Raw genomic sequence first — 19,211 nt, 5'->3', positions numbered from 1 at the left:
GTTCGACGGACCATAAAGGCGGGTAGAACCACCCATACTTGATGGAGCGTCATCCGGGGGCCGCGTTTGTCAACACAGGATCCGCAGGCTGCGGCTTTAGGTCCCGGTGGGCCGAAGAGGGTCTTCCTCAGCCATACGCGTGACATCGCGCGGCATCCATCCGATCGGTCCTTCCTGGACGCGGCGGTCGGCGCGGTCAACAGGGTGGCGTGGGCTCCGGTCGACATGCAATGGTGGACCGCTGAATTCGGGACAGCGGCCGAGGTCTGCCGGGCCAAGGTACGGTCCTGCGACATCTACGTGGGCATCATCGGGTTCCGCTACGGCTCTCCGGTGCGGGACGAGCCGCATCACTCTTATGTGGAGCTCGAATTGGAGACGGCCACCGCCATGGCCATTCCCCGGCTCCTCTTCCTCGTCGACGAACAGCCCACGGTCGACCTGCCCGCGGAGTTCTTCGGGACCACAGACCCTGACATCCGGCAGAGGGAGTTCCGCGGACACGTCCGGGACGCGGATCTCGTCAGCGCGAAGGTACGCAGCCCGGCCGAACTCGAAACCCTCCTGTACCAGGCACTGGTGCAAGCGCAGTGGCAGGAACGGATGACCGACTCGACCCGGCCCCGCGGCGGGCCAGGCGGCTGGCTGGGCAAGGCGACGGCCTTCGCGCTGGGAGTCGTGATCGCTGACGAACTGCCCGACGACTCTCCCGAGGGAACCGCGTAGTGGACCCCTCGATCAATCCTCTGACCTCCGTGATGGCGCTGAACACTTTCTTCCGCGGCAGCGCGTTCACGCAGGCGCTGAGCGCCATCGGCGACGTGCACTTCGCCGCGGCGCTCAGCGCCATGAAGTCACGGCCCGACAGTCCCGAACGGGAGGCCAATGTCCGGGAGGCCCGGACCCATCTCCGGGCCGCCCACGTCGCGTATCGACAGTATTGGGCGTCGGAGCGCAGGCAGGCCTTACTTCGGGGCAGCAAGGGCATCCTGTCGTTGCCGTTCACCTTGGCCCAGGAGAAGGACGCGAACGCCTGTCGACTGCTCTGCTACACGTACGCGTACTTCGCGGACTGGGAGTCGGCCCTGGAATGGCTGGACAAGGAGGAGAAAGCCCGTGCCACACCCCAGCCGGTCGGGCTGCTGACCGTCCTGAGAGCCGACGCGTTCGCCCGACTGGTGAGGCTTAAGAACCGCATCCATCTCCCGCCACTTGCGGACGACCGACAGAACCTGCTGGCTCTACGCGCCGCTGGGTGAAGGGCCAGACGCGGTATGACATGGACTGGCGGACAACACGACGGTCAGTGAGGTCTGGGCCGAGCAGAGCGCGTGGTCGCAGGCGGCCATCCGGCTCAAGTCCGCCGTTGAGCGGGCGCGTGCGGCGGTGCTGGCGCTACCTGCGGGATGCGCACCCACCAGGCGTAGTACGGGACTCCGTCCTCGGACGAGTCGTAGTCCACGCAGTTCTCGTACACGCAGCCCACCGTGGCGGCGCGCTCGGTCATCGCCTGCTCGGTACGCTCGGCCAGGTCCGGCTCCTCACCGGCCGATCGGTCCGGGTCGTCGACGTTGATCCGCCACACCACCCACGCCATGTTCTGCCAGCCGATCATCGTTTCCGCGCCCGCACTCCGCGTCGTTACCCGGCGTCCAGTACAGCAGCGGGCACACCGGTGACGTGCCGGTTCACCGATTTCGAGTTCGTCGACGAGCCGACGCGAACCCACCCTGTGCGGCGATCGCGCTCGTTCGGCGACGTGGAGATCGTCGCCCAGGGCCGTGCGCCGTCAGTGGCGGAGCCTCCCTCCTTGGCGGTGGCGAGGGCAAGGTGGCCCAGGCGGGTCCGGCGGCAGACGATCTCGCGGAAGGACCGGCGCAGCCGGGCGGAGCCCCCGGGTCAGGAGCGGCCTCGGATGCGGTCCAGGTCCGCGTCGAGGACGGCGAGAATCCGGATGATCCCGCAGCTCCGGTTCCCGCGCCCAGTCCTCGAGGTCGGCCTTGTGCGCGGTGCGCACCTCTTCGACGCTGGTGTCGGTGAGGATCGCGATCAGTTCCGCGCGCGTGTCGCTCAGGCCGCGGTAGCGGTTCGCGGGGGCGAAGGAGGAGGCGGCCTCGGCGGGGAGAGTGGAGCCGGCTGCGGCGAGCCCGTCGACCACCCACCGCCGGAACGGCGTGTCCTGGGTCCTCCAGGCTGGTGAATCGCAGCCCGAGAGCCGGCAAACTTGCAGATCAGGCCGCGAATCCCACGCCTGAGGAAAACTCGTAGCCGCCCCAGTCCGAACCGAGATCGGCCAGGACCTCGTCGGTCCACAACTCGTCCGGTCCGTGTTCGTCGCCGGTCGCCCAGGCGCGCGGACGATGGCGTCCCAGCGGCGGACGTTGACGCTGCGATGGCCGGCCACGCCCGATCGGCGGTGCGGCTCGCGCACCCCGGACTGGTCGTGCGGGTGCAACTCCACACGGGTGCCGCGGCCGTCGTTGTTCAGCCGCCGGGTCAGAGAGCGGGCCACATCGCGCCTGCGCAGAACGCGGTACGCGGTATCGATCCGGCGCAGGTTCGCCCGATTGGGGATTCGGTCCTCGGCGAGCCACGCGGCCAGGGTGCGCGGTTTGACGGCGATGCCGGCGGTGTCCATCGCCTCGTAGCCTGCGCCGGAGGCGGTGAGGTAGCGCAGGCGTGCGGCGAGCCCGCGTTCGGTGTCGACGGGCGAGGTGACGCCGTCGGCGAGTTCGTCCAGGCGCTCGGCGGCCAGGGCGGAGGCGCGCATGCCGCGCATCCCGTACTTGCCGGGCTCCAGGGAGCGGTACGGCATGTGGGGTCAGGTCCTCTCGGGCGAGGAGGTGGTGGGAGCGGCGGGATCGGTGGTGTGGGGCATCAGCTCTTGTCCTTGGCCTGGAGGGTGTAGGTCTCCTTGATCTTCACGTCCCCCACGCCGCGGCCCTCGGTAAAGGCGGTGCGCCAGTCGCCGCCGGTGAGGTGGAGTTCGTCGGTGCCCATCACCCGCACCACCGTGAGGCCGCCCTGGTGGGCCTTGAAGGCCTTGACCCACAGGTTGGAGAACGCCTGGGAGCGGATGATGTGCATCCAGTCGGGACGGTTGATCTCCCGGTTGTAGTTCGAACCACCCATCGTGGACACGAGTTTGGCGTACATCTGCTTCACATAGTCCAGGGTGACGTCGTCTCCGTCCGCGATCGCGGCGTCGCGGGCGTCGCGCCGCGCGGTCCGCAACCGCTCCAGAAGGTTCTCCGTCGCCACCGCCGTCCAAGACTCCAAGATCTGCGGTTCCTCGCACATGTGCCCGTAGGCGGGCGACGCGCACCGCAGGAGCAGGCGCAGGGTGGGGTCGGTGATCCACAGCGGGCCGGGCTCGTCCCGGTCGCCGAGCGGGTTCGGGAGATCGTCGTGCTCCCAGGCCGGGGGGTCGACGAGGTAGATCCCGGCGCGGCGGCGTTTGCGCCCGCGCGGTCCGTCGAAGTCGTCCAACTCCGGGCCGGCGCGGCGTTCGAGCGGGCCGATCGGCAGGTGGGCCTTGAGCGCGGACAGGTCCGCGGCGTTCATGTCCAGCGCGACGACCTCGTGATCGCCCGGGGGCAGGTGCCTGTTGCGCCACTTGGGGCGGGCCTCCCAGACCGCGTCCGACTACTCCTTGCTGCGCTTGCGCAGCAGGTCGGGCAGGGGCGGGTACCAGGTGCTCGTAGCGGGACCCGGCCCGGGACAGGCCCAGGAGCTCCATCACGTCCGGGATCGCCCGGCGGGCCAAGGCCTCGCTCGCGGCGGTGATGTCGCCCTCGGCGGCGGCGAGTTCCTCGGCGACCGCGCCGGCGATCGCACCGGGCAGCGGGTCCTCGTCGGTGTCCACCACAACCCTGCGCGCCGGCTTCGACGCGGTGGACGCGGTGTGGGTGGTCCCGCGGACGGGCGTGGTCGTTGTGCGGGGTGAGGTCGCCGGTGGGCCGGCTGCGGGTCGGTCCTGTCGGCCCTCGGCTCGTTCGCGAGGAGCGGGGACGGGGGGCTCGGCGGTGTCGGGCGGCGCCGCGTCGTCCGGCCCGGCCGAGCCGGTCCCGTTCGAGGCGGTCGAGGCCGGTGGGGGGTCGGTGAAGCGGACGTGGGCGAGGTCGGCGTGCAGGGCCGCCTGGGCGATGGTTGCCCAGGTCGCGTTCGGCGACGATCGCAAACGCCTGCTCACCCTCACGCGTCAGATGCACCACGGTGTCCGCCTCGGCCAACGCCGCGCCGACCTCGTGAGGTTCACCCGCACTCGTCTCCCACACGGCGACCACCGGCACGTCCAGATCCGCAGCCAGACGCCGCAACGCGGCCACACCATGGCGGACATCGCGGCCCGCGAGGCCGGCCGCGCCGGGCAGGAGGTCGTTGAGCGGGTCCACCGCGACCAGGCGCAGGCCCGCGATGTCGGCGGCGGTCTCGCGGAGCAGGTCCAGGGTGAGGTCGGCGCCGTCGTCCAGGAGCAGTCCCCCGGCGGCCAGGCGCGCCGATGCCGCGTCGGCGGCGTGGCGTTCGAGGTCGGTGAGGGTGCCCGCGCGCAGCCTGCGGTGGTCCACCCCGGCGGCGGCCGCGGTCAGGCGGGTGGCGATGTCGGCGCGGGGGCGGCCGGGCGTACACGAGAGCACCGCATTCGGCTTGTCGGGGTATCTCGCGCCGGGGGCGCTTGAGCGGTCGACCTCCCGGCCTCGGCGGCGGGACGAGAGGCGCGAGAACCTCCCATTCCACATCGGACAGATCCGTCCCGTACACAGCGCGTGGCCCGACCATGACCCGCATCCCTTGAGAGAACCGACTACCAAGCCGGCTTCCCTGAACACCCCTTCTCAGACACCCTCTGGTCGGCGCGCAGGACCAGGCGGTGCGCACCGGCGAACCGGGCCGGCCCGGTATTGACCCCAACTCCAAATAGTGCTGATAATACTAGCACTATGAGATGGGTAATCGATCACACGTCGCGAGAGCTGCTCCCGCACCAGGTCGCCCGCTGCGTCCGCCAGGGCGTGGCCGCGGGCGATCTGGCCGTCGGCGAGCAGCTGCCCCCGGCTGCCGAGCTGGCCGAAGCGCTGGCAGTCGACCGCAATACCGTGCTGGCCGCCTACCGGCAGCTCCGCGACGAGGGGCTGCTCGAATTCCGCCGGGGCCGCGGCGCGCGGGTGGCGTCCGCGGTGCCCGAGCCGTCGCCTGTGCTCGACGCCGCCCAGGCCCTGGTGGCCGAGGCACGCCGGTACGGCCTCGGCCAGAGCGACCTGATCCGTCTCATCGAGCGACTGATGTAACCCACAGGACGCTCGCCGAGCGTCTTGGCGTGACTGAGAAGATCTGGGGAGAGGACAAGACCCGATGACGACCTCCGCATTCGCCGGCCCCGGCCGGCACTCGGTCTACACCGGACGGGCCACGAACTGGCCCATGGTGGTGCTGAGCGTCGCCTTGGTCGTGCCGCTGGTGGCCCTGAGCAACATGGCGGCGGGCGACCACGGCGAACTGGTGATCCTGCTGCTGGCCATCAGCACCGGCGTGCTGCTCGAGGTGCTGACCTCCGCCAGCGTCCGTACCGCTGCGGGCCCCCACGGTGTGACGGTCCGGTTCGGTGTGCTCGGCCTGCCGCGCTGCAGGTACCGGTTCGCGCAGATCGCCCACGCCGAGGTCATCGACCTGTCTGTGTGGTCCGTCGTGTACGGCTTCTGGTGGACCCCGCGCCGGACGTGCTGCACGCTCCGCTCCGGGCCGGCCCTGCGCCTGACGCTGCACTCCGGCCGTACGGTGACCATCACGGTGCCGGACGCCCCTGCGGCCGTCGCCGTCATCCGCGAGGCCGCCTCACACTGAAGTGTCCCGGCGAAGAAGGCGTCGACCAGGCTGTCCGGCACGTCGGCGAGCGCCGCCGGTTGTGCACACCGGCCCTGGCAGCCATTGCCGCCTGCTGCACCCTCGCCGCCGGCTCGCGCCATGCCTCACGGTCATGAGCACACAAGATCATCTCTACCGCTGACCGCTGTGCCGATCTTCCTCAACACCGGAGAATCGATCCTTGAAGACACTCGTCGCAGTTCTCGCCTCCGCCGCCATGCTGCTGGCCGGCTCGCCCGCCGCGGCTGAGCCGCCGCCTGTCCTGCCGTCCCGGACGGCCGCCGGGGCCGACATCCGGCTGACGTTGCCGCAGCCGACCGGACCGGAGCGGATCGGAACCGTCTCGCTGCATCTGGTCGACCGGTCCCGGCCCGATCCGTGGGTGCCGGCCGAGAAGGTTCGCGAGCTGATGGTGCAGATCTGGTATCCGGCGCGCGACGTCCGCGGCCATCCGCGGGCGGGTTGGGTGTCGCCGGGCGTGGCGGCCCGCATCAACCCGCCGGGGAGCGGCTTCGTGCTGCCGGTCACGCACGGACACACTGGCGCGCCGGCCGCCTTGGGCCGCCGGCCGGTCGTGATGTACTCACCCGGCTTCGGCGGGGAGCGCACCGAGAGCACGGCGCTCGTCGAGGACCTGGCCAGCCACGGCTTCGTCGTCGTGACGATCGACCACACGCACGACGCGCAGTTCGTCGAGTTCCCGGACGGGCGGATCGCGACCCACGCGATCCCGCCCCCGGTCGGCCCCGACGATGAGGAGGCGTCGCTGGGCAAGGTGCTCGACGTCCGGGTAGCCGACACCCGCTTCGTCCTCGACGAGCTGACCGCGATCAGCCGCGGGCGCACCCCCGACGCATCGGGCCGGGCGCTGCCACGGGGACTCGCGAAGGCCCTCGACCTGTCCCGGGTCGGGATGTTCGGCGCGTCGCTCGGCGGTGCCGGCTCGGCCGAGACGATGCTGGTGGACCGCCGGGTGCAGGCCGGGCTCAACCTGGACGGCACCTTCTTCGGCCGGGTGCTCACCGCCGGCCTGGACCGGCCGTTCCTGATGATGGGCGCCGACTACCAGAGCCCCGACGACGCCGACCAGACCTGGGATCGGATGTGGGCCCGGCTGCGCGGCCCGCGGTACTGGATCCAGCTGAAGAACGCCGGGCATCTGTCCTTCACCGACTTCCAGATCCTGCTGCCTCAGAGCGGAACTCCAGCGGAGGACAGCGAGCCGCTGATCGGTGGCATCGACGGCGAACGGTCCATCGCCGTCCAGCGGCCGTACGTGCGGGCGTTCTTCGACAAACACCTGGGCCACCGCGGCGGCCGCCTGCTGACCGGTCCATCGGCGCGCTTTCCGGAGATGCGTTTCCTACCGTGAGCCGGCCCTTGAAACCGATTGGCAGCGGGCCCTCATAGGCGTACGCGGGTGTACAGAGAGTCACCGAAGGCCCAGGTCAAGCATCGGTTTCAAGGGCTGCCTCCGAGCGCATTCCGAGCGCGGATCCCCACGGACGAGGTGCCCTCATGGCGGATTTTGCGGGCGCACGCGGATTCGGACGACTCGGCGGCGAGTGCACGGAGCACACTCAAGGTTGGCCCGGATGCCGGATTCGCGCACAGGTCGGGGTCGTAGTGGTGGTTCGGCAGCGGGCGCGGACCGTCGGCGGGGGCCGCGAGGCGGCGGGTCAGGAGCAGCGGCATGGCCATGGAGAACCCTTTCGTGTGCGGCGGGTATCTGATGGTGCTCGGGTCAGGGGCGTGGCAGGGTCGGAGCCGCGACTCCGTCGTCGAGTTCGAGGGACAGGCGGGCCGCGGTCTCGTGTACGGCCTCTTCGGTGCGACCCAGGATGCTCAGGTCGGCGCATTCCCACGAGTCGTGCCGGGAGAGCCAGACGACGACGGCGTCCCGTGCGCCGAAGAAGTGGAACGTGTTCCCCACCTCGTCCCACGGCAACGGGCCGAGCGCGGGCAACGTCGCCCGTATGTGCCGGCCCCGATCCTCCGTCGTCCCGTACGCGGCCACGTCACCGGTGAACGCGTACTGCGGCAGGACGCGCACGAGGGCCATCTGCACGAGCCACTCGGTCATCGACCGACTCGACATCGCCCACTCGTGGCCCTGTTCCTCGGACTCCTCCCGCTCCTCGGATTCCTCCCATTCCTCCCCGGGGCCCACCCACACGGGCGGATCCGGCAGGTGCGCGTCGGCGGCCCGGAAGGCCCACGCGCAACAACCCTCGTACTCCGTCATGAAGATCGAGTGTTCCCCGAGCCGCCGCGTCGGCCAGTCCAGGTAGGTCTCGTACAGGCCGCGGTCGAGGAGATAGGAGTTGCGGACCGAGCCGAGCCAGTCGGCGAGGGCGTCCGGAACGTCGTCCGATATCGGCGGTTCGGGTTGCCAGGGGTCGGTCAGCGCCTCGACGTGGCCGAACTCGCGGAGCAGATCGGAAACCAGGGTGCGGCGCTGCGGCCAAGGGGCGGACAGGCGTTCGGCGAATCGTTCGTAGTCGATCATGCCGCGCAACTCTATTCGAGGGCTATGACGTGGATATGGTGCCTTCGGGGATGTCGGCGGTCTTCGCCTTGTCGCCGGCGGGCAGCAGGTGCTCGTAGCCGGCGCTGCGCCAGACCAGCCTCTTGAACTGTTCCGGCGTCAGGACGCCCCGCCACGGTGTGTCGCCGGAGCAGAACACCGCTTCGCACGCGGGGCAGTAGTGCGCCGGCTTCCACATCGGGTCGGCCCGCGCCTCGCCGGCCGTCGAGGTGATCGCCGACGAGGTCCTGCGCTACTTCGCCGAGCAGTTGACCCGGCGCCACCTCGCGAGGTTGCCGACAATCACCGCACACGCCTGCGCGACGCGACCCGCCGGGCGGCGTCCGTGCGCCCGATGGCCGAACTGGTGATGCTCGCGTGGAGGGCGGCCCGGAACGGTGCCGCCGCCGCTCAGACGCACCTCCGCGCCCCGAAGGCGAACATGACCGTCCACGCGGTCAATCAGCTCGAATCCGACATGCAGAAGGCATCTGCGGACCCGGATCACCACATCAAGCCCGCCTCGTGGCAAACCGAACCCGCCGCGCTGACACGGACGCTGTTCCTGACGGTCCTCAACGAGAAACCACGCACCATCTCCGTGCCCGGCGTCATCGCCGCCCTGCCGCCCCCGATCGTCCTCCCGGCGCAGCGCGAAAGCGACGAGGACGAGGACCAGGAGGAGGAGTCGGTCCTCGACGGGGATCGGGCGTTCACCTGGCTGAGCGAGAACCTCGACGCCTGGGAGGGGGTGGACTTCCGCGACCTCTTGGAGGGCGACGCCGAGGTGCACGAGGAGCTGATCGGGTGCGACTGCGGAACGACCGGACACGAACTTCCGGCCCGGGACGCGCGCGCTCCCGGCATTGTTCGACGACCTGTCTCCGGTCGTCGGCGGAAGCCCGGCCGCCCTGGCGGTCGTCGGCGCCGCTCGTCGCCTCCTGGCCGACCACGCCGTCGAGGACTGTGTTCTGGGATCGATCGGCGGCACCGGTGTCTACTTCGGCCGCTTCCTCCGTCCCGCGAAGCCCGTGCCCCCGCCGGTCGAGATCCCGCAATGGTGCGGGAATTGCGACGATGACAAGGTCCCCGGCCATTTCGGTGTTCGCTGGCGAATCGACAACGACGGCCGGGCGTACAAGTGCCCGGACTGTCATCCCTACGCCCATCCGTGGCGCGGAAAGACGGATGAACACGCCACGCGGATGCCCGACCGTGACGTCTGCGAGGGGCTCATCGACGAGGCGTGATCCGGCCCCCTACACCGACGACACACCCCGGACGGCATCTTGTGGGCAATGCTCCGCGACGGAAAGTGCTACGAGGTTCTACCAACCGTCACGACACCCGCTTGACATCGTCATTGGGAAGTTCTTTAAGGTCTGACCTCGAACGGCGGCTCGAACATGATCACCCGGATGGGTATTCGCCGGACGTGAGGGCGGCCTTCGGCTGATCCCGTGCTTCGACCAAGGACGCACTCGACCAGCCGAAGGCCGTGGGGATGACTCTGCTGCAACACGATGTCCGGCAGGAAGCGTTCGCGGAAGCGTCACGCCTCCGGGATGACTTCCATGCATGTCTGACCGGTCGGCGCGACGTGCTGTTCGAGCTGACCGACGCGCTGCTGTGCGCCGATGGGCCGGTGACGTCGCCGGTGGACCCGACACTGCCGGCCGAGCATCGGCGCGGGCACGGCGCGCTTTACGACGCACTCAGCCGCGGCCAAATCGATGCAGCTCGGTTGCGGCGGACGCCGGCTGCACTGCCCCAGCCCCGGGCCGGCGACGGCCGGCTCGTGCTGCCGTGGACGTGAGCAACTGGCTGCGGCCCGACGCCGAGTGCAGCGCGGAGAGGCTGTTCTGCCACACCTACGGGCGTGGCCGGGACCAGCATCTGATGATCCCCGGCCGGCCGTACACGTTCGTGGCCGCGCTGGAGAGCGGCCGAACCTCTTGGTGTCAGCCGCTGGACGCGGTCCGGCTCGGCCCCGAGGCCGACGGTGCCGACCTCACCGCCCGACAGGTCCGCCGTGTGGTCGGGGATCTCATCACCGGCGGACGGTGGTACGAGGGCGATCCGGACATCCTGGTCGTCTTCGACGCCGGCTACGATGCCCCGCGCCTGGCCCACCTGCTCCAGGCCTGCCGGTGGAGGTGCTGGGCCGGCTGCGGTCGGACCGGGTGATGCGCAAACCCGTACCCAGTCCGTGGGTCTCACCGCCCCAGGGCGGACGTCCGCCCAAGCACGGCAAGGAGTTCCGGTTCGCTAAGCCGGAGACCTGGGGCGAGCCGGACGCGGCCACCACACAGGTCACCGACCGCTACGGCACCGCCTCCGTGATGGCGTGGGACCGCATCCACCCGCGGCTCACCACCCGCTCCGCGTGGATCGACCACGACGGCGAACTCCCCCTCCTGGAGGGGACGTTGATCCGCCTGGAAGTCGACCGGTTGCCGGGCGGCGGAGAGCCGCTGCCGGTCTGGCTGTGGTCCTCGGCCACCGGCAGGTCCGGTGCCGAAGTGGACGTGCGCCGGCAGGCGTTCCTGCGAAGGTTCGACCTGGAGCACACGTTCCGCATGATCAAGCAGACGCTCGGCTGGACCCGCCCGAAGGTCCGCACCCCCGAGGCGGCCGATCGCTGGACGTGGCTGGTCATCACCGCCCACACCCAGCTCAGGCTCATCCGTCCGATCGCCGAAGACCTCCGCCGGCCCTGGGAGAGGCCCGTCGAACCGAACAGGCTCACTCCGGCCCGAGTCCGTCGGGGGTTCAGGAACCTCCGCCCGGCCTTGGCCTGCCCGGCCCGTGCGCCCAAACCCACCAGACCCGGCCCCGGCCGGCCGCTCGGCTCCAAGAACAAGCGACCGGCCACCCGCTACGACGTGGGCAAAACCGTCCGACGCCCCGAGACCGTCATCGAACGCGACCGACCCAGACCTTGAGAGGGTCGGTGGGATGGTCCGAGTCTGTCTTCAACCCCGGTGGTCAGGTCGCGGTGGGGATGTGGCGCGCCCCTGCGAGTTTGGCCACCGTTCGAAGCCTCGTGAAGTAGGAGGCGCAGTACTCCTCGTTGATCATGGGCACGACCTTGTCGAGGTCGGCGATGCATGCCCAGAGGATGGCAATGCCATTGTCGTCGAGTCCGCCGTTCAACTCTCTCCGGACGAGGCCGGCAACGTCGGCGTCCAGGAGGACGAAGTCGACGCCCTCGACGTCCACGCCCCGGAAGCTTGCCGGAAACGGTGCGCGCAGGTGCTCCTTCCACAACCGGGCGAGTCGGTTCTCAGGCTGTGCTCCGCTCATGTCGGCCGCTGTTGCTTCCGCCGCAGCAGGTGAACGAAGGAGCAGGGCGACGGCATCGAAGACAGCACGCACCAGGTGGACGGCCATGACCGGGCCGAGGTCGGCACTGATCACGCCCTGCACGAGTTTGTCGCGCAGGAGTCGGCTGCGGTCCAGCTCTGTGGCGAGTTCGGCAGCGATGAGCTCCACCTCGGTGGCCTGCTCGATCAGGTCCCGGAGTGGCTTGTCGACGGCCAACCGCTCGGCGAGGACGCGCTCCAGGGCACACAAGGAATGCATGACGGCGACGGTGGCGAACTCGTACCGGTAGTAGGAGTGCCTGATGAGTTCACGGGATGTCTCCAACGCGCTCATGACGTACATGGACGCGCCGCCGGGCAGAACCAGGTCGGCAACCAGGTCGTGCATGCCCGCATAGTCGAGAACGACATCGCGGGCGCGCGGGTCCGGCAGCGGGAGTGGGCCGGGCACCGGCTGCAGGGTGTTCACCGGTGCAGTCTCGTCGACCGAGGCCGTCGCAGCCATCGGATTCGCTCGGGGCAACGCTTGGCGACCCGCTGCCGAAGTCCGGTCCGACCTTGAAGAACAAGCTCGGTACCTGTTCCCAATCCCTTCCGTGCCATCGTGGTGCCATGATCATCGAAGTTCGCCCTGCCTCGGTTTTCGAGGATGTACGTGCCCTGGTGGGCCCGAAGTCGCCGGATGCCAACGTGTGCTGGTGCCTGAGCTACCGCATCCCGTCCAAGCTCAACAACGAGTTGCGCGGGCCTGACCGCGGCGAATACGTCGCCGGACTGTGTCGTGCGGAGCCCGCGCCGGGGGTGCTCGCTTACGACGGCAACGAGCCGGTCGGCTGGGCCGCCGTGGCGCCGCGCTCGGAGACCTCCTTCGCACAGAGCCGCAAGATCCCGCACGTGGACGATCTCCCGGTCTGGTCGCTGTGGTGCATCCGCGTACGCCCCGGCCACCGCAAGCAGGGGATCACGCACGCACTGATCGCCGGTGCCGTCGAGTTCGCCCGGTCCCAGGGCGCGCCGGTGATCGAGGCATATCCGCTCGACAACGGTGACGCCCGGGTGGACGTGACGATGGCGTATGCCGGGATCCGGAGGAACTTCGAGCGCGCCGGGTTCGTGCACGCCGCCGACACCACCTCCGTACTGGCCGGCCACCCCCGCGTGCTGATGCGCCTCGACCTGCGCTGAGTACCTGTTCGCAGTCCCTTGCCGCCGGCGGCCTCGGTACCTTGGTAGGAGGCGGAAGACGGCTCATCCCGACGGCGATCGGGACGACCCGGGCCAAAGCCGTCGAGATGGTCGATTCGTTCTGCCCCACCGGCCCCAGACTCCCCGGAAGTTCCGTTCGCGTTCCGGTCACAGTGACCGTTCGGCGATCGCTTCCCGACTCGCCCGGGCCCCGGATTCTCTCCTGGATCAAGCTCTTGACCTGTGCATTTGCGGGGGTTCAGGAATAGGTGCTCAGGCGCACGACCGTCCCGGCGCAGCCGGGCGCACCACCGAACGACTGCGCGCGAACGGCGCGTGCTACCACCGCGACTCGAACGATGTGATCGATGGCGGCGCCCGCCTGGTGACAACCCGAAGGTGTCACCGGGCTGGACACGGCCGCCGACACCGGACGTCCCACAATCGGGCGAACCGTGCCCTACGGGGTGCCGTCGGCGCCGGAGTCGCTGCCGTTGAGGTTGCCGACCTTGCGGCGGTAGCGCCCCTGGGCGGCCTGTTCGGACCCGACGCCGAGCGCGGCGGCGATCGTCTTGAACGTGAGCAGCGGCTTGCCGGTGTCGGCCCCGGGCAGACGGGCGGCCGGGAGCAGGGCGGCCTCCATGGAGTCCAGATCCGCGCGGGCGACCCGAAGCAGTGTCAGGGCGTCGACGACGACGTCCGCGCGGTCCTCGGGCATCTCCGTGATTCCCATCGTCTCCCGCCACCGCGGGTTGGAGGCGAACAGGCGGCGGGCCCGGTGGGCTTGGACCGCGTGCAGCAGCACGGCGACCGACGCCTCGGGCTCACGGTCTCGGACCCGGTTGTGGATCCGCGGTGTTGCCCGGCCTTCTCACATCCTGCGGCGCCGCAGGTCGACCGCGCCGGGCCGAAATCGGCGTCTTCGTCCGCAGGCCGCGCGCACGAACAACGCGAGGTTCTCAAATCGTGCCGAGCCACGGGCCGGGACACCGCTGCCCAACCCGCCATCGATGGAACGTGATCCCTGCGTCCGCCGCCGATACCGCCTCCGGGCGGAACACGTTCGCGCGCGATGATGACGGCGTGCTCCCTCCGAGACTGCTGTGGCGTGATGCGCGGCCGATCCCCCGCCCGGACCCGCGGGACGTCGTGATCGAGGTGGTGCGGGATCCGTCGTTCCACGAGCCGTCCGAGACGGATCCGTGCGTCTCCTTCGGATACGTGTGCCTCACCCACGACCGCGCCTACGTCAGGGGGGGGGTTGCGGCGAGGGAGAGTATCTCGTCGCCTGGGAGTGCTCCGTGCACGGCCTGGAGAACATCGGGGCCCACCGCTCACGCACCGATTCCCCGCAGGATTCACCCCCGCCCTCACCCCGGATCAATACGCCGAACTCGAGAACGACCCGTACCCCGAGGGCTACACACGCCCGGCCGGACGCCGCGACGGGATCCCGGGTCGATCCGACGAACGGATCACCGCGTGGCGGCGCGCCGCCAACGAACCGTTCCATCCCTGACGCGGTAAGCGAGCGGTCCGTGAACACCACACAGGCACACCGACAGCCACCCGGTCGGCGCGACAGCGGGCGGATCGCGCGCGGACCCCGTCGGATCGCGGGGTGGTGGTGTGCTCGAACTCGCGTGCCGCGCGGGGTTGTCGCCCCGTGCCCGCAGCCTCCCCGAAGGCAGGCGCGGATCGGCCGCGGCCGGGAATCCCCCGCTGCACGAGGAACGCCCGTACCAGCACAAAGTGTTGCGGTTGCACGTCGAGTGCGGGCGGCGGGACGAGCTCCCGGCGGGCGTCTTCGTCTCCCCGACCGGACTCGGAGAACGGCACATCGACTTTGGCCCGTCTCCGCGGGGTCACACCGCCCCGTCGCCGTCCCCGAGCACCGCCTCGTGGCCCTGACCGTCCTACCGGGCGGGAGCGCCGACACGACGAGACGACATGGCAGCCCTACGAGAACGTGCACGCCAAGGGCGCCGCCCCTTCGGCCGGGGGCGACGGCTTCGACCCGTGGAGTGAGCCCGCCATATGCCCGGTGGGGCCGATGAAGGCCGACCGCCCTGCTCCTACGCTCCGAGGAGTTCGTACACGGCTTCGACGGTGGCGGCTGCGCAGTCCCCGCTCGCGGACGGGGACTTCGCGGGCCGGGCCTCCCCCAGCCCCCGGCGACGCGGGCCCACGCGCGGCCCGGAAAGGAAGGGCCCGCGGGCGGCGCCGCTCGGCGCCGAGGGCAGCGCGCGCAGGGTGTGGTCGCCCGGTTCCTCGAATGCGGCCGTCGAGGTGCCCGCCGAAGTGTCGCGGCGGCGTCCGTGGCGGCTGGTTGAATGCGGTCCCATGACGGATTGGTCGCTGCTTTATCACTTCGAAGGCCCGGCGGACGACATACCGGCCCTGTTCGCGAATCTCACCCCGCAGAACCGGGAACGAAGCTGGCGCGACCTGCACGGCAAGCTGTGCCGGGACGAGAGCGTCTGCACCGCGAGCCTCGCCGCGTTGCCCCTGTTGTGGGAGGTCGCCGTCGGCGGAGCCCCGGAGGATCGCGACGCGGCGGTGTCCCTGGCCGGCGAAATCGTCTCGGCGGGACGCCGGTACCGCGCATACGACTCGGCCCTCGCGCCACACGCCCTCCGAATCGCGGAGATGGCGACCCTCGCGGACGCGCACCTCGCCGACCACGCGCACGAGAGGCACTACATCCGTCTGCTCCGCGACATGCTCGCGCTCGAGGGGTACCTCGCCTGGGCCTGGGTGCTCGACGACCTCACCGACACGTTCCTCGCCGTGCACTGCCCCCACTGCGGCGCCGACGTCACCATCGCGGTGGGCGACTACGGCGATTACTCCGCGATCCGCGACTGGCACCGAGGCGACATCGACCGTCGCCCGCTGCGGCCGGCCGCGGCAGGGGAACTGTCCCCACTGGGCGCACGCCTGCTCTCGATCGCGACCCGCGACGGGCACGTCTCGTTGGCCCGCGGCCTGGCGTACCTCTTCGGAACAGCGCAATGCCCGCCCTGCGCGAACCCGTTCGCGATCGCCCCCGCATTCGAGAAACGCGTCGCATCCGACGGCGAGCCAAGGCTCCCGGGAACATGAACGCCCCGGCCACACCCGGGAGACGATCCCCCGGCCTCGGGCGCCGCGATCTCCGGCACACGACATCAGAAGCAGGGTTCGGGTGCGGGGCCGGACCAGGAGTCGGGGTCGAGCATCTGCCCCAGAGTGTGGGACAACCCGTCGACACCGGTGTCCTCGACCTGCCTCATCCACGGCGACGGCGACAGCAACCGGTGGAGTTCGGGGGTGACGCTCTCCTCGATCACGGCGCGCAGGGCGTCGGGGACGGCATCGTCGACCAGACACAGCCACCCCAACGCGGCACCCACCCTCACCTCCGCGGGGCCGGTCGGATCCGACCACAGGGCGCGCGCGAAGGCGACGGTGTCGCCCGGGTCGTGTTCGTGGGCGAGTTGGGCGATCGCCAGGACCAGGCCCGCGCGCACCCGGGCGTCCTCCTCGACGCCCAGGCGCTGATGCAGGGCGGTGGAGATCTCCCGGGCCCGACCGGAGGCCGCGGCGAGGGCGTACGTGGCCGCCTCCCGTATCTCGGGGTCGGGGTCGTGCAGGAGCGCGATCGGGATGTGCGCGTCCGCGGCGATCGCGTCGCGCGCCGCCTCGACCGTCCAGTTCCGGAGGTAGCCGCCCATGTCGAAGTGCCGGGAGTCGTCGGGATCGGCGACACTCAACAGACCGGCGCGGGACCCGTCGTCCCAGAAGCTGCGGCGCGCCACGACCGCCGCCAACCGCAGCGCGCCCACGCGGGGGTGCGCGGTGCGGTCCGCGGCGATCCGCAACAGGAACGCCAGGCGACCGTGTCGAGGGAGTCCATCAACGCGTCGTTCGTGAACGGGCTGGGATCGTCCCACCCGATGTCCGGCCACGCCCACATCACACTCCCGCAACCGGACCCAGTGCGCGGCGGCGCCGCCGTGCAGCGCGCTGATGCCCGTGACGGAGAAATACCTCGCCCGACGGTGTCCCGGCACCGGCGCCTCACCCGGCGGCGGCACATCCAGCGGACGCACGACCGCACCCGGAACGTCGGCTCGATCATCGCCTTCCGCACATCCCGAAAACACACGTCCGGGACCCGGTCGTCCTCGTAACGGATCCCGTACTGCGTCCGACGACGGAACACCATCCTCGAACGACTCGCGTCGTAGGCCCACAACTCCAGCGGCGACTGCGGCACCACCAACGAAACCCACCCGACTCCAACCTCACCCGAACCCTCCCCCACCCCACGACCGTTGCCCGTCAACCCCCACCACCGCACCATCAGCCCCACCACGACCACCCCGCCACGAACGAGGCCACCACCAGCCCCGGGGTGAAGACGGCGCAACACCCCCACGGCAGCGCAGCGGCAGACGCGTGGCGCCGGTTCGAGGCCCGTGTTCGTCGGCGTCGTCCTGTCGGCCCGGCGCCGCTCCCATCAGTGCCAGGCACTCAGCCACATCACCCGGCGCAAGGTCATCCGGACGTCTCGGCCGGGCGCCGAGCCCGCCCGGGCAGCATGATCAGCCGGTGCCGACGTCGAACGTCGGCGGGGGACCCCACGGTGAGGGTGGTTTCGGGTCGTCAGGATGGAGCGTGGTCCGCAGGCCCTGGGCCGGCCCGGACTCACCGAGGTACTCGCGCGGTATCCACGCCGGCGGTGCCATGAGTCGAACCAAGTCGTCGCTGACGGACTCGTCGGCGGCGGTGTGCAGTTCGTCCGGAACCGGTACCGCATCGGTCAGGCGGAGCCAACCCAGCGCGGCGCTCGTCCGCACCTCGGCCGGCACACGCCAGCCGTCCCGGGCGCGAGGCGGCCGAGTTCACCGAAGCGAACGAGGCCACGGAATCCGCGGTCTTCCAGAGCGGCGCGAGCCAGACGGTCCATGCTGTCCATGACGCGTATCGGCGTCTGGCGCAGTGACAACGGACAACAGCCGCTTCCACTCGGGCGATGCGGTGGGGTGCCGGCGCGGAGAGATGCCCTGGTTCACGCGCTCTGGTAGGAGGTGTCCGCGGGGCCGTCTTACCAAAGCCGGTGTTCCGCGGCCGCGACGGCGGCGGCGGTGGCCGGCGGGATGGACCCCTTCCCTTGAACTGACGTGCCCCGACGGGCACGTGCTGCGGATCACCGCCCGGGGCGCCCACGCCTCCACGAGCGCCCCTCGCGCACTCCCGCGAACGGGTGTCGCCCCGCTCTGGTAGGCAAGTCCCCACACCCCCGGGCCACGCCGCCTCAAAGGAGCCGCTCCGCCATGGACACGTACGGGAACGCGAACACGTTCGGCGGCCTCCCCGTCGCTCGCCTGAACGACATCCCGAACCCGAAAGCCACCTGGCTCGAGAACGCTCGCGCAGGCGGCCCCCAGCCGCTGCCGGCCGCGGACAAGGCCGCGTGGTCGTTGCGGATCCCGCCGTACCGGGCGGCCGAGACCTTCCCTGAGCACTTCGCGCGCTTCGTCGCCACGGTCGACACGACAAAAGTGAGCGCGCTGATCATCGGCTGCTGGGGGGAGAGCAACGAGAGCTCGAGCGTCGCCGTCAACGAACTGGTCGCCCACGCCGACCGGTTGCCCGCGCTGCGCCACCTGTTCTTCGGCGACATCTGGAGCGAGGAGAACGAGATCTCCTGGATCCAGCAGAGCGACGTCACGCCGCTGCTGCGGGTGTTCCCCCACCTGGAGACCCTGATCGTCAAGGGCAACTCGATGCTCATCCTCGAACCCGTCGAGCACGCGGCGCTGCGCACCCTGGAGTTCCAGAGCGGCGGCCTCCCGGACGACGTGGTGCGCGCCGTCGGCGCGTCGGTGCTCCCCGCCCTGGAGTCCCTCGAACTGTGGCTCGGCGTCGAGGAGTACGGCGGCGACGCCACCGTCGACGACCTGGCCGGCATCCTCAACGGCCGCGGCCTGCCCGCGCTCACGACACTCGGCCTGATGAACAGCGAGATCCAGGACGAGATCTGCGCCGCCGTCGCCGCGGCCCCGATCGTCTCCCGCCTGCGGACGCTCGACCTGTCCATGGGCACACTGGGCGACGAGGGCGCCGAGGCGCTGCTCACCGGGCAGCCGCTCACCCACCTCGAACAGCTCGTCGTGAGCCACCACTTCATGACCGAGCGGATGTGTGACCGGCTGGCGGAGGCACTGCCCGGCATCGTCCTCGGCCTCGAGGACGTCGAGGAGGAGGACGACCCGGACGGGCCCGAGGTATGGCGATACGTCGAGGTGTCCGAGTAACCGGAG

General features: G+C 70.4%; 19 protein-coding genes and 2 pseudogenes. 10 read left to right on the top strand and 11 right to left on the bottom strand.

All coding sequences use genetic code 11. The annotated features are described in order from the left end of the window. The first annotated feature begins 66 nt into the window (after positions 1 to 66). Positions 67 to 726, top strand: a complete 660-nt coding sequence (locus tag ACWCPW_RS38840) for a DUF4062 domain-containing protein (protein ID WP_449766308.1) — start codon at positions 67 to 69, stop codon at positions 724 to 726. A gap of 32 nt (positions 727 to 758) precedes the next feature. Continuing rightward, positions 759 to 1,259, top strand: a complete 501-nt coding sequence (locus ACWCPW_RS38835; RefSeq protein WP_449766307.1) for a hypothetical protein — start codon at positions 759 to 761, stop codon at positions 1,257 to 1,259. A gap of 95 nt (positions 1,260 to 1,354) precedes the next feature. Here ACWCPW_RS38835 and ACWCPW_RS38830 read toward each other — a convergent pair whose 3' ends face one another. From ACWCPW_RS38830 to ACWCPW_RS38815, 4 genes and pseudogenes are all read right to left on the bottom strand, one after another. After that, entirely contained in the window at positions 1,355 to 1,615 is a 261-nt protein-coding gene (locus ACWCPW_RS38830) for a hypothetical protein (protein WP_449766306.1), read from the bottom strand. 616 nt (positions 1,616 to 2,231) lie between these two features. Further along, positions 2,232 to 2,815 (bottom strand): annotated as a pseudogene (locus ACWCPW_RS38825) (transcriptional regulator). 62 nt (positions 2,816 to 2,877) lie between these two features. Then, entirely contained in the window at positions 2,878 to 3,564 is a 687-nt protein-coding gene (locus ACWCPW_RS38820; protein ID WP_449766305.1) for a hypothetical protein, read from the bottom strand. Continuing rightward, entirely contained in the window at positions 3,561 to 4,739 is a 1,179-nt protein-coding gene (locus ACWCPW_RS38815; RefSeq protein WP_449766304.1) for a DnaB-like helicase C-terminal domain-containing protein, read from the bottom strand. The genes ACWCPW_RS38820 and ACWCPW_RS38815 overlap by 4 nt, the downstream gene beginning before the upstream one ends. Before the next feature lie 201 nt (positions 4,740 to 4,940). Here ACWCPW_RS38815 and ACWCPW_RS38810 point away from each other — a divergent pair, with 201 nt between their 5' ends. The 3 genes from ACWCPW_RS38810 (at position 4,941) to ACWCPW_RS38800 (ending at position 7,234) form a co-directional block, all read left to right on the top strand. Next, positions 4,941 to 5,288, top strand: a complete 348-nt coding sequence (locus ACWCPW_RS38810; protein WP_449766303.1) for a GntR family transcriptional regulator — start codon at positions 4,941 to 4,943, stop codon at positions 5,286 to 5,288. A gap of 64 nt (positions 5,289 to 5,352) precedes the next feature. Beyond that, positions 5,353 to 5,841, top strand: coding sequence for a hypothetical protein (locus ACWCPW_RS38805; RefSeq protein WP_449766302.1), 489 nt, complete (start codon positions 5,353 to 5,355; stop codon positions 5,839 to 5,841). 202 nt (positions 5,842 to 6,043) lie between these two features. Continuing rightward, positions 6,044 to 7,234, top strand: coding sequence for an alpha/beta hydrolase family protein (locus ACWCPW_RS38800; protein WP_449766301.1), 1,191 nt, complete (start codon positions 6,044 to 6,046; stop codon positions 7,232 to 7,234). A gap of 372 nt (positions 7,235 to 7,606) precedes the next feature. On the opposite strand, the gene ACWCPW_RS38795 is transcribed toward ACWCPW_RS38800, so the two are convergent. Continuing rightward, positions 7,607 to 8,371 carry a hypothetical protein gene (locus ACWCPW_RS38795; RefSeq protein ID WP_449766300.1) on the bottom strand — a complete coding sequence of 255 codons (765 nt, stop codon included), beginning with the start codon at positions 8,369 to 8,371 and terminating at the stop codon, positions 7,607 to 7,609. Between the two features lie 22 nt (positions 8,372 to 8,393). Then, positions 8,394 to 8,588, bottom strand: a complete 195-nt coding sequence (locus ACWCPW_RS38790) for a hypothetical protein (protein WP_449766299.1) — start codon at positions 8,586 to 8,588, stop codon at positions 8,394 to 8,396. A 667-nt stretch (positions 8,589 to 9,255) separates the two neighbouring features. Here ACWCPW_RS38790 and ACWCPW_RS38785 point away from each other — a divergent pair. Continuing rightward, positions 9,256 to 9,639: a hypothetical protein gene (locus tag ACWCPW_RS38785; protein WP_449766298.1), complete on the top strand. Its 384-nt coding sequence runs from the start codon at positions 9,256 to 9,258 to the stop codon at positions 9,637 to 9,639. 254 nt (positions 9,640 to 9,893) lie between these two features. Then, positions 9,894 to 11,334: pseudogene (locus ACWCPW_RS38780) on the top strand (NF041680 family putative transposase). Positions 11,335 to 11,377: 43 nt separating this feature from the next. On the opposite strand, the gene ACWCPW_RS38775 reads toward ACWCPW_RS38780, so the two are convergent. Beyond that, complete coding sequence (locus ACWCPW_RS38775) at positions 11,378 to 12,184, bottom strand: hypothetical protein (protein ID WP_449766297.1); 807 nt, start codon at positions 12,182 to 12,184, stop codon at positions 11,378 to 11,380. 143 nt (positions 12,185 to 12,327) lie between these two features. Between ACWCPW_RS38775 and ACWCPW_RS38770 the strand changes: the two genes are divergently transcribed. After that, positions 12,328 to 12,900, top strand: a complete 573-nt coding sequence (locus ACWCPW_RS38770; protein WP_449766296.1) for a GNAT family N-acetyltransferase — start codon at positions 12,328 to 12,330, stop codon at positions 12,898 to 12,900. 460 nt (positions 12,901 to 13,360) lie between these two features. Here the strand turns inward: ACWCPW_RS38770 and ACWCPW_RS38765 are convergent, their stop codons facing one another. Next, positions 13,361 to 13,705 carry a hypothetical protein gene (locus ACWCPW_RS38765; protein WP_449766295.1) on the bottom strand — a complete coding sequence of 115 codons (345 nt, stop codon included), beginning with the start codon at positions 13,703 to 13,705 and terminating at the stop codon, positions 13,361 to 13,363. 1,270 nt (positions 13,706 to 14,975) lie between these two features. Then, a complete protein-coding gene (locus ACWCPW_RS38760; protein WP_449766294.1) occupies positions 14,976 to 15,245 on the bottom strand; it encodes a hypothetical protein in 270 nt (89 codons plus the stop codon). Here ACWCPW_RS38760 and ACWCPW_RS38755 point away from each other — a divergent pair. After that, a complete protein-coding gene (locus tag ACWCPW_RS38755) occupies positions 15,244 to 16,005 on the top strand; it encodes a hypothetical protein (RefSeq protein WP_449766293.1) in 762 nt (253 codons plus the stop codon). The two genes, ACWCPW_RS38760 and ACWCPW_RS38755, sit on opposite strands and share 2 nt — an antisense overlap. Positions 16,006 to 16,070: 65 nt before the next feature. Here the strand turns inward: ACWCPW_RS38755 and ACWCPW_RS38750 are convergent, their stop codons facing one another. Continuing rightward, entirely contained in the window at positions 16,071 to 16,994 is a 924-nt protein-coding gene (locus tag ACWCPW_RS38750) for a hypothetical protein (protein ID WP_449766292.1), read from the bottom strand. Positions 16,995 to 17,489: 495 nt separating this feature from the next. Then, on the bottom strand, positions 17,490 to 17,756 hold the full coding sequence (locus tag ACWCPW_RS38745; protein ID WP_449766291.1) for a hypothetical protein: 267 nt from the start codon (positions 17,754 to 17,756) through the stop codon (positions 17,490 to 17,492). Between the two features lie 465 nt (positions 17,757 to 18,221). Between ACWCPW_RS38745 and ACWCPW_RS38740 the strand changes: the two genes are divergently transcribed. Next, positions 18,222 to 19,205: an STM4015 family protein gene (locus ACWCPW_RS38740; RefSeq protein ID WP_449766290.1), complete on the top strand. Its 984-nt coding sequence runs from the start codon at positions 18,222 to 18,224 to the stop codon at positions 19,203 to 19,205. Positions 19,206 to 19,211: the final 6 nt, after the last annotated feature.

The organism is Embleya sp. NPDC001921 (genome assembly GCF_053594475.1).
Note: the sequence above shows the minus strand (reverse complement) of the source record. Positions and strands in the feature narration are given on the sequence as shown.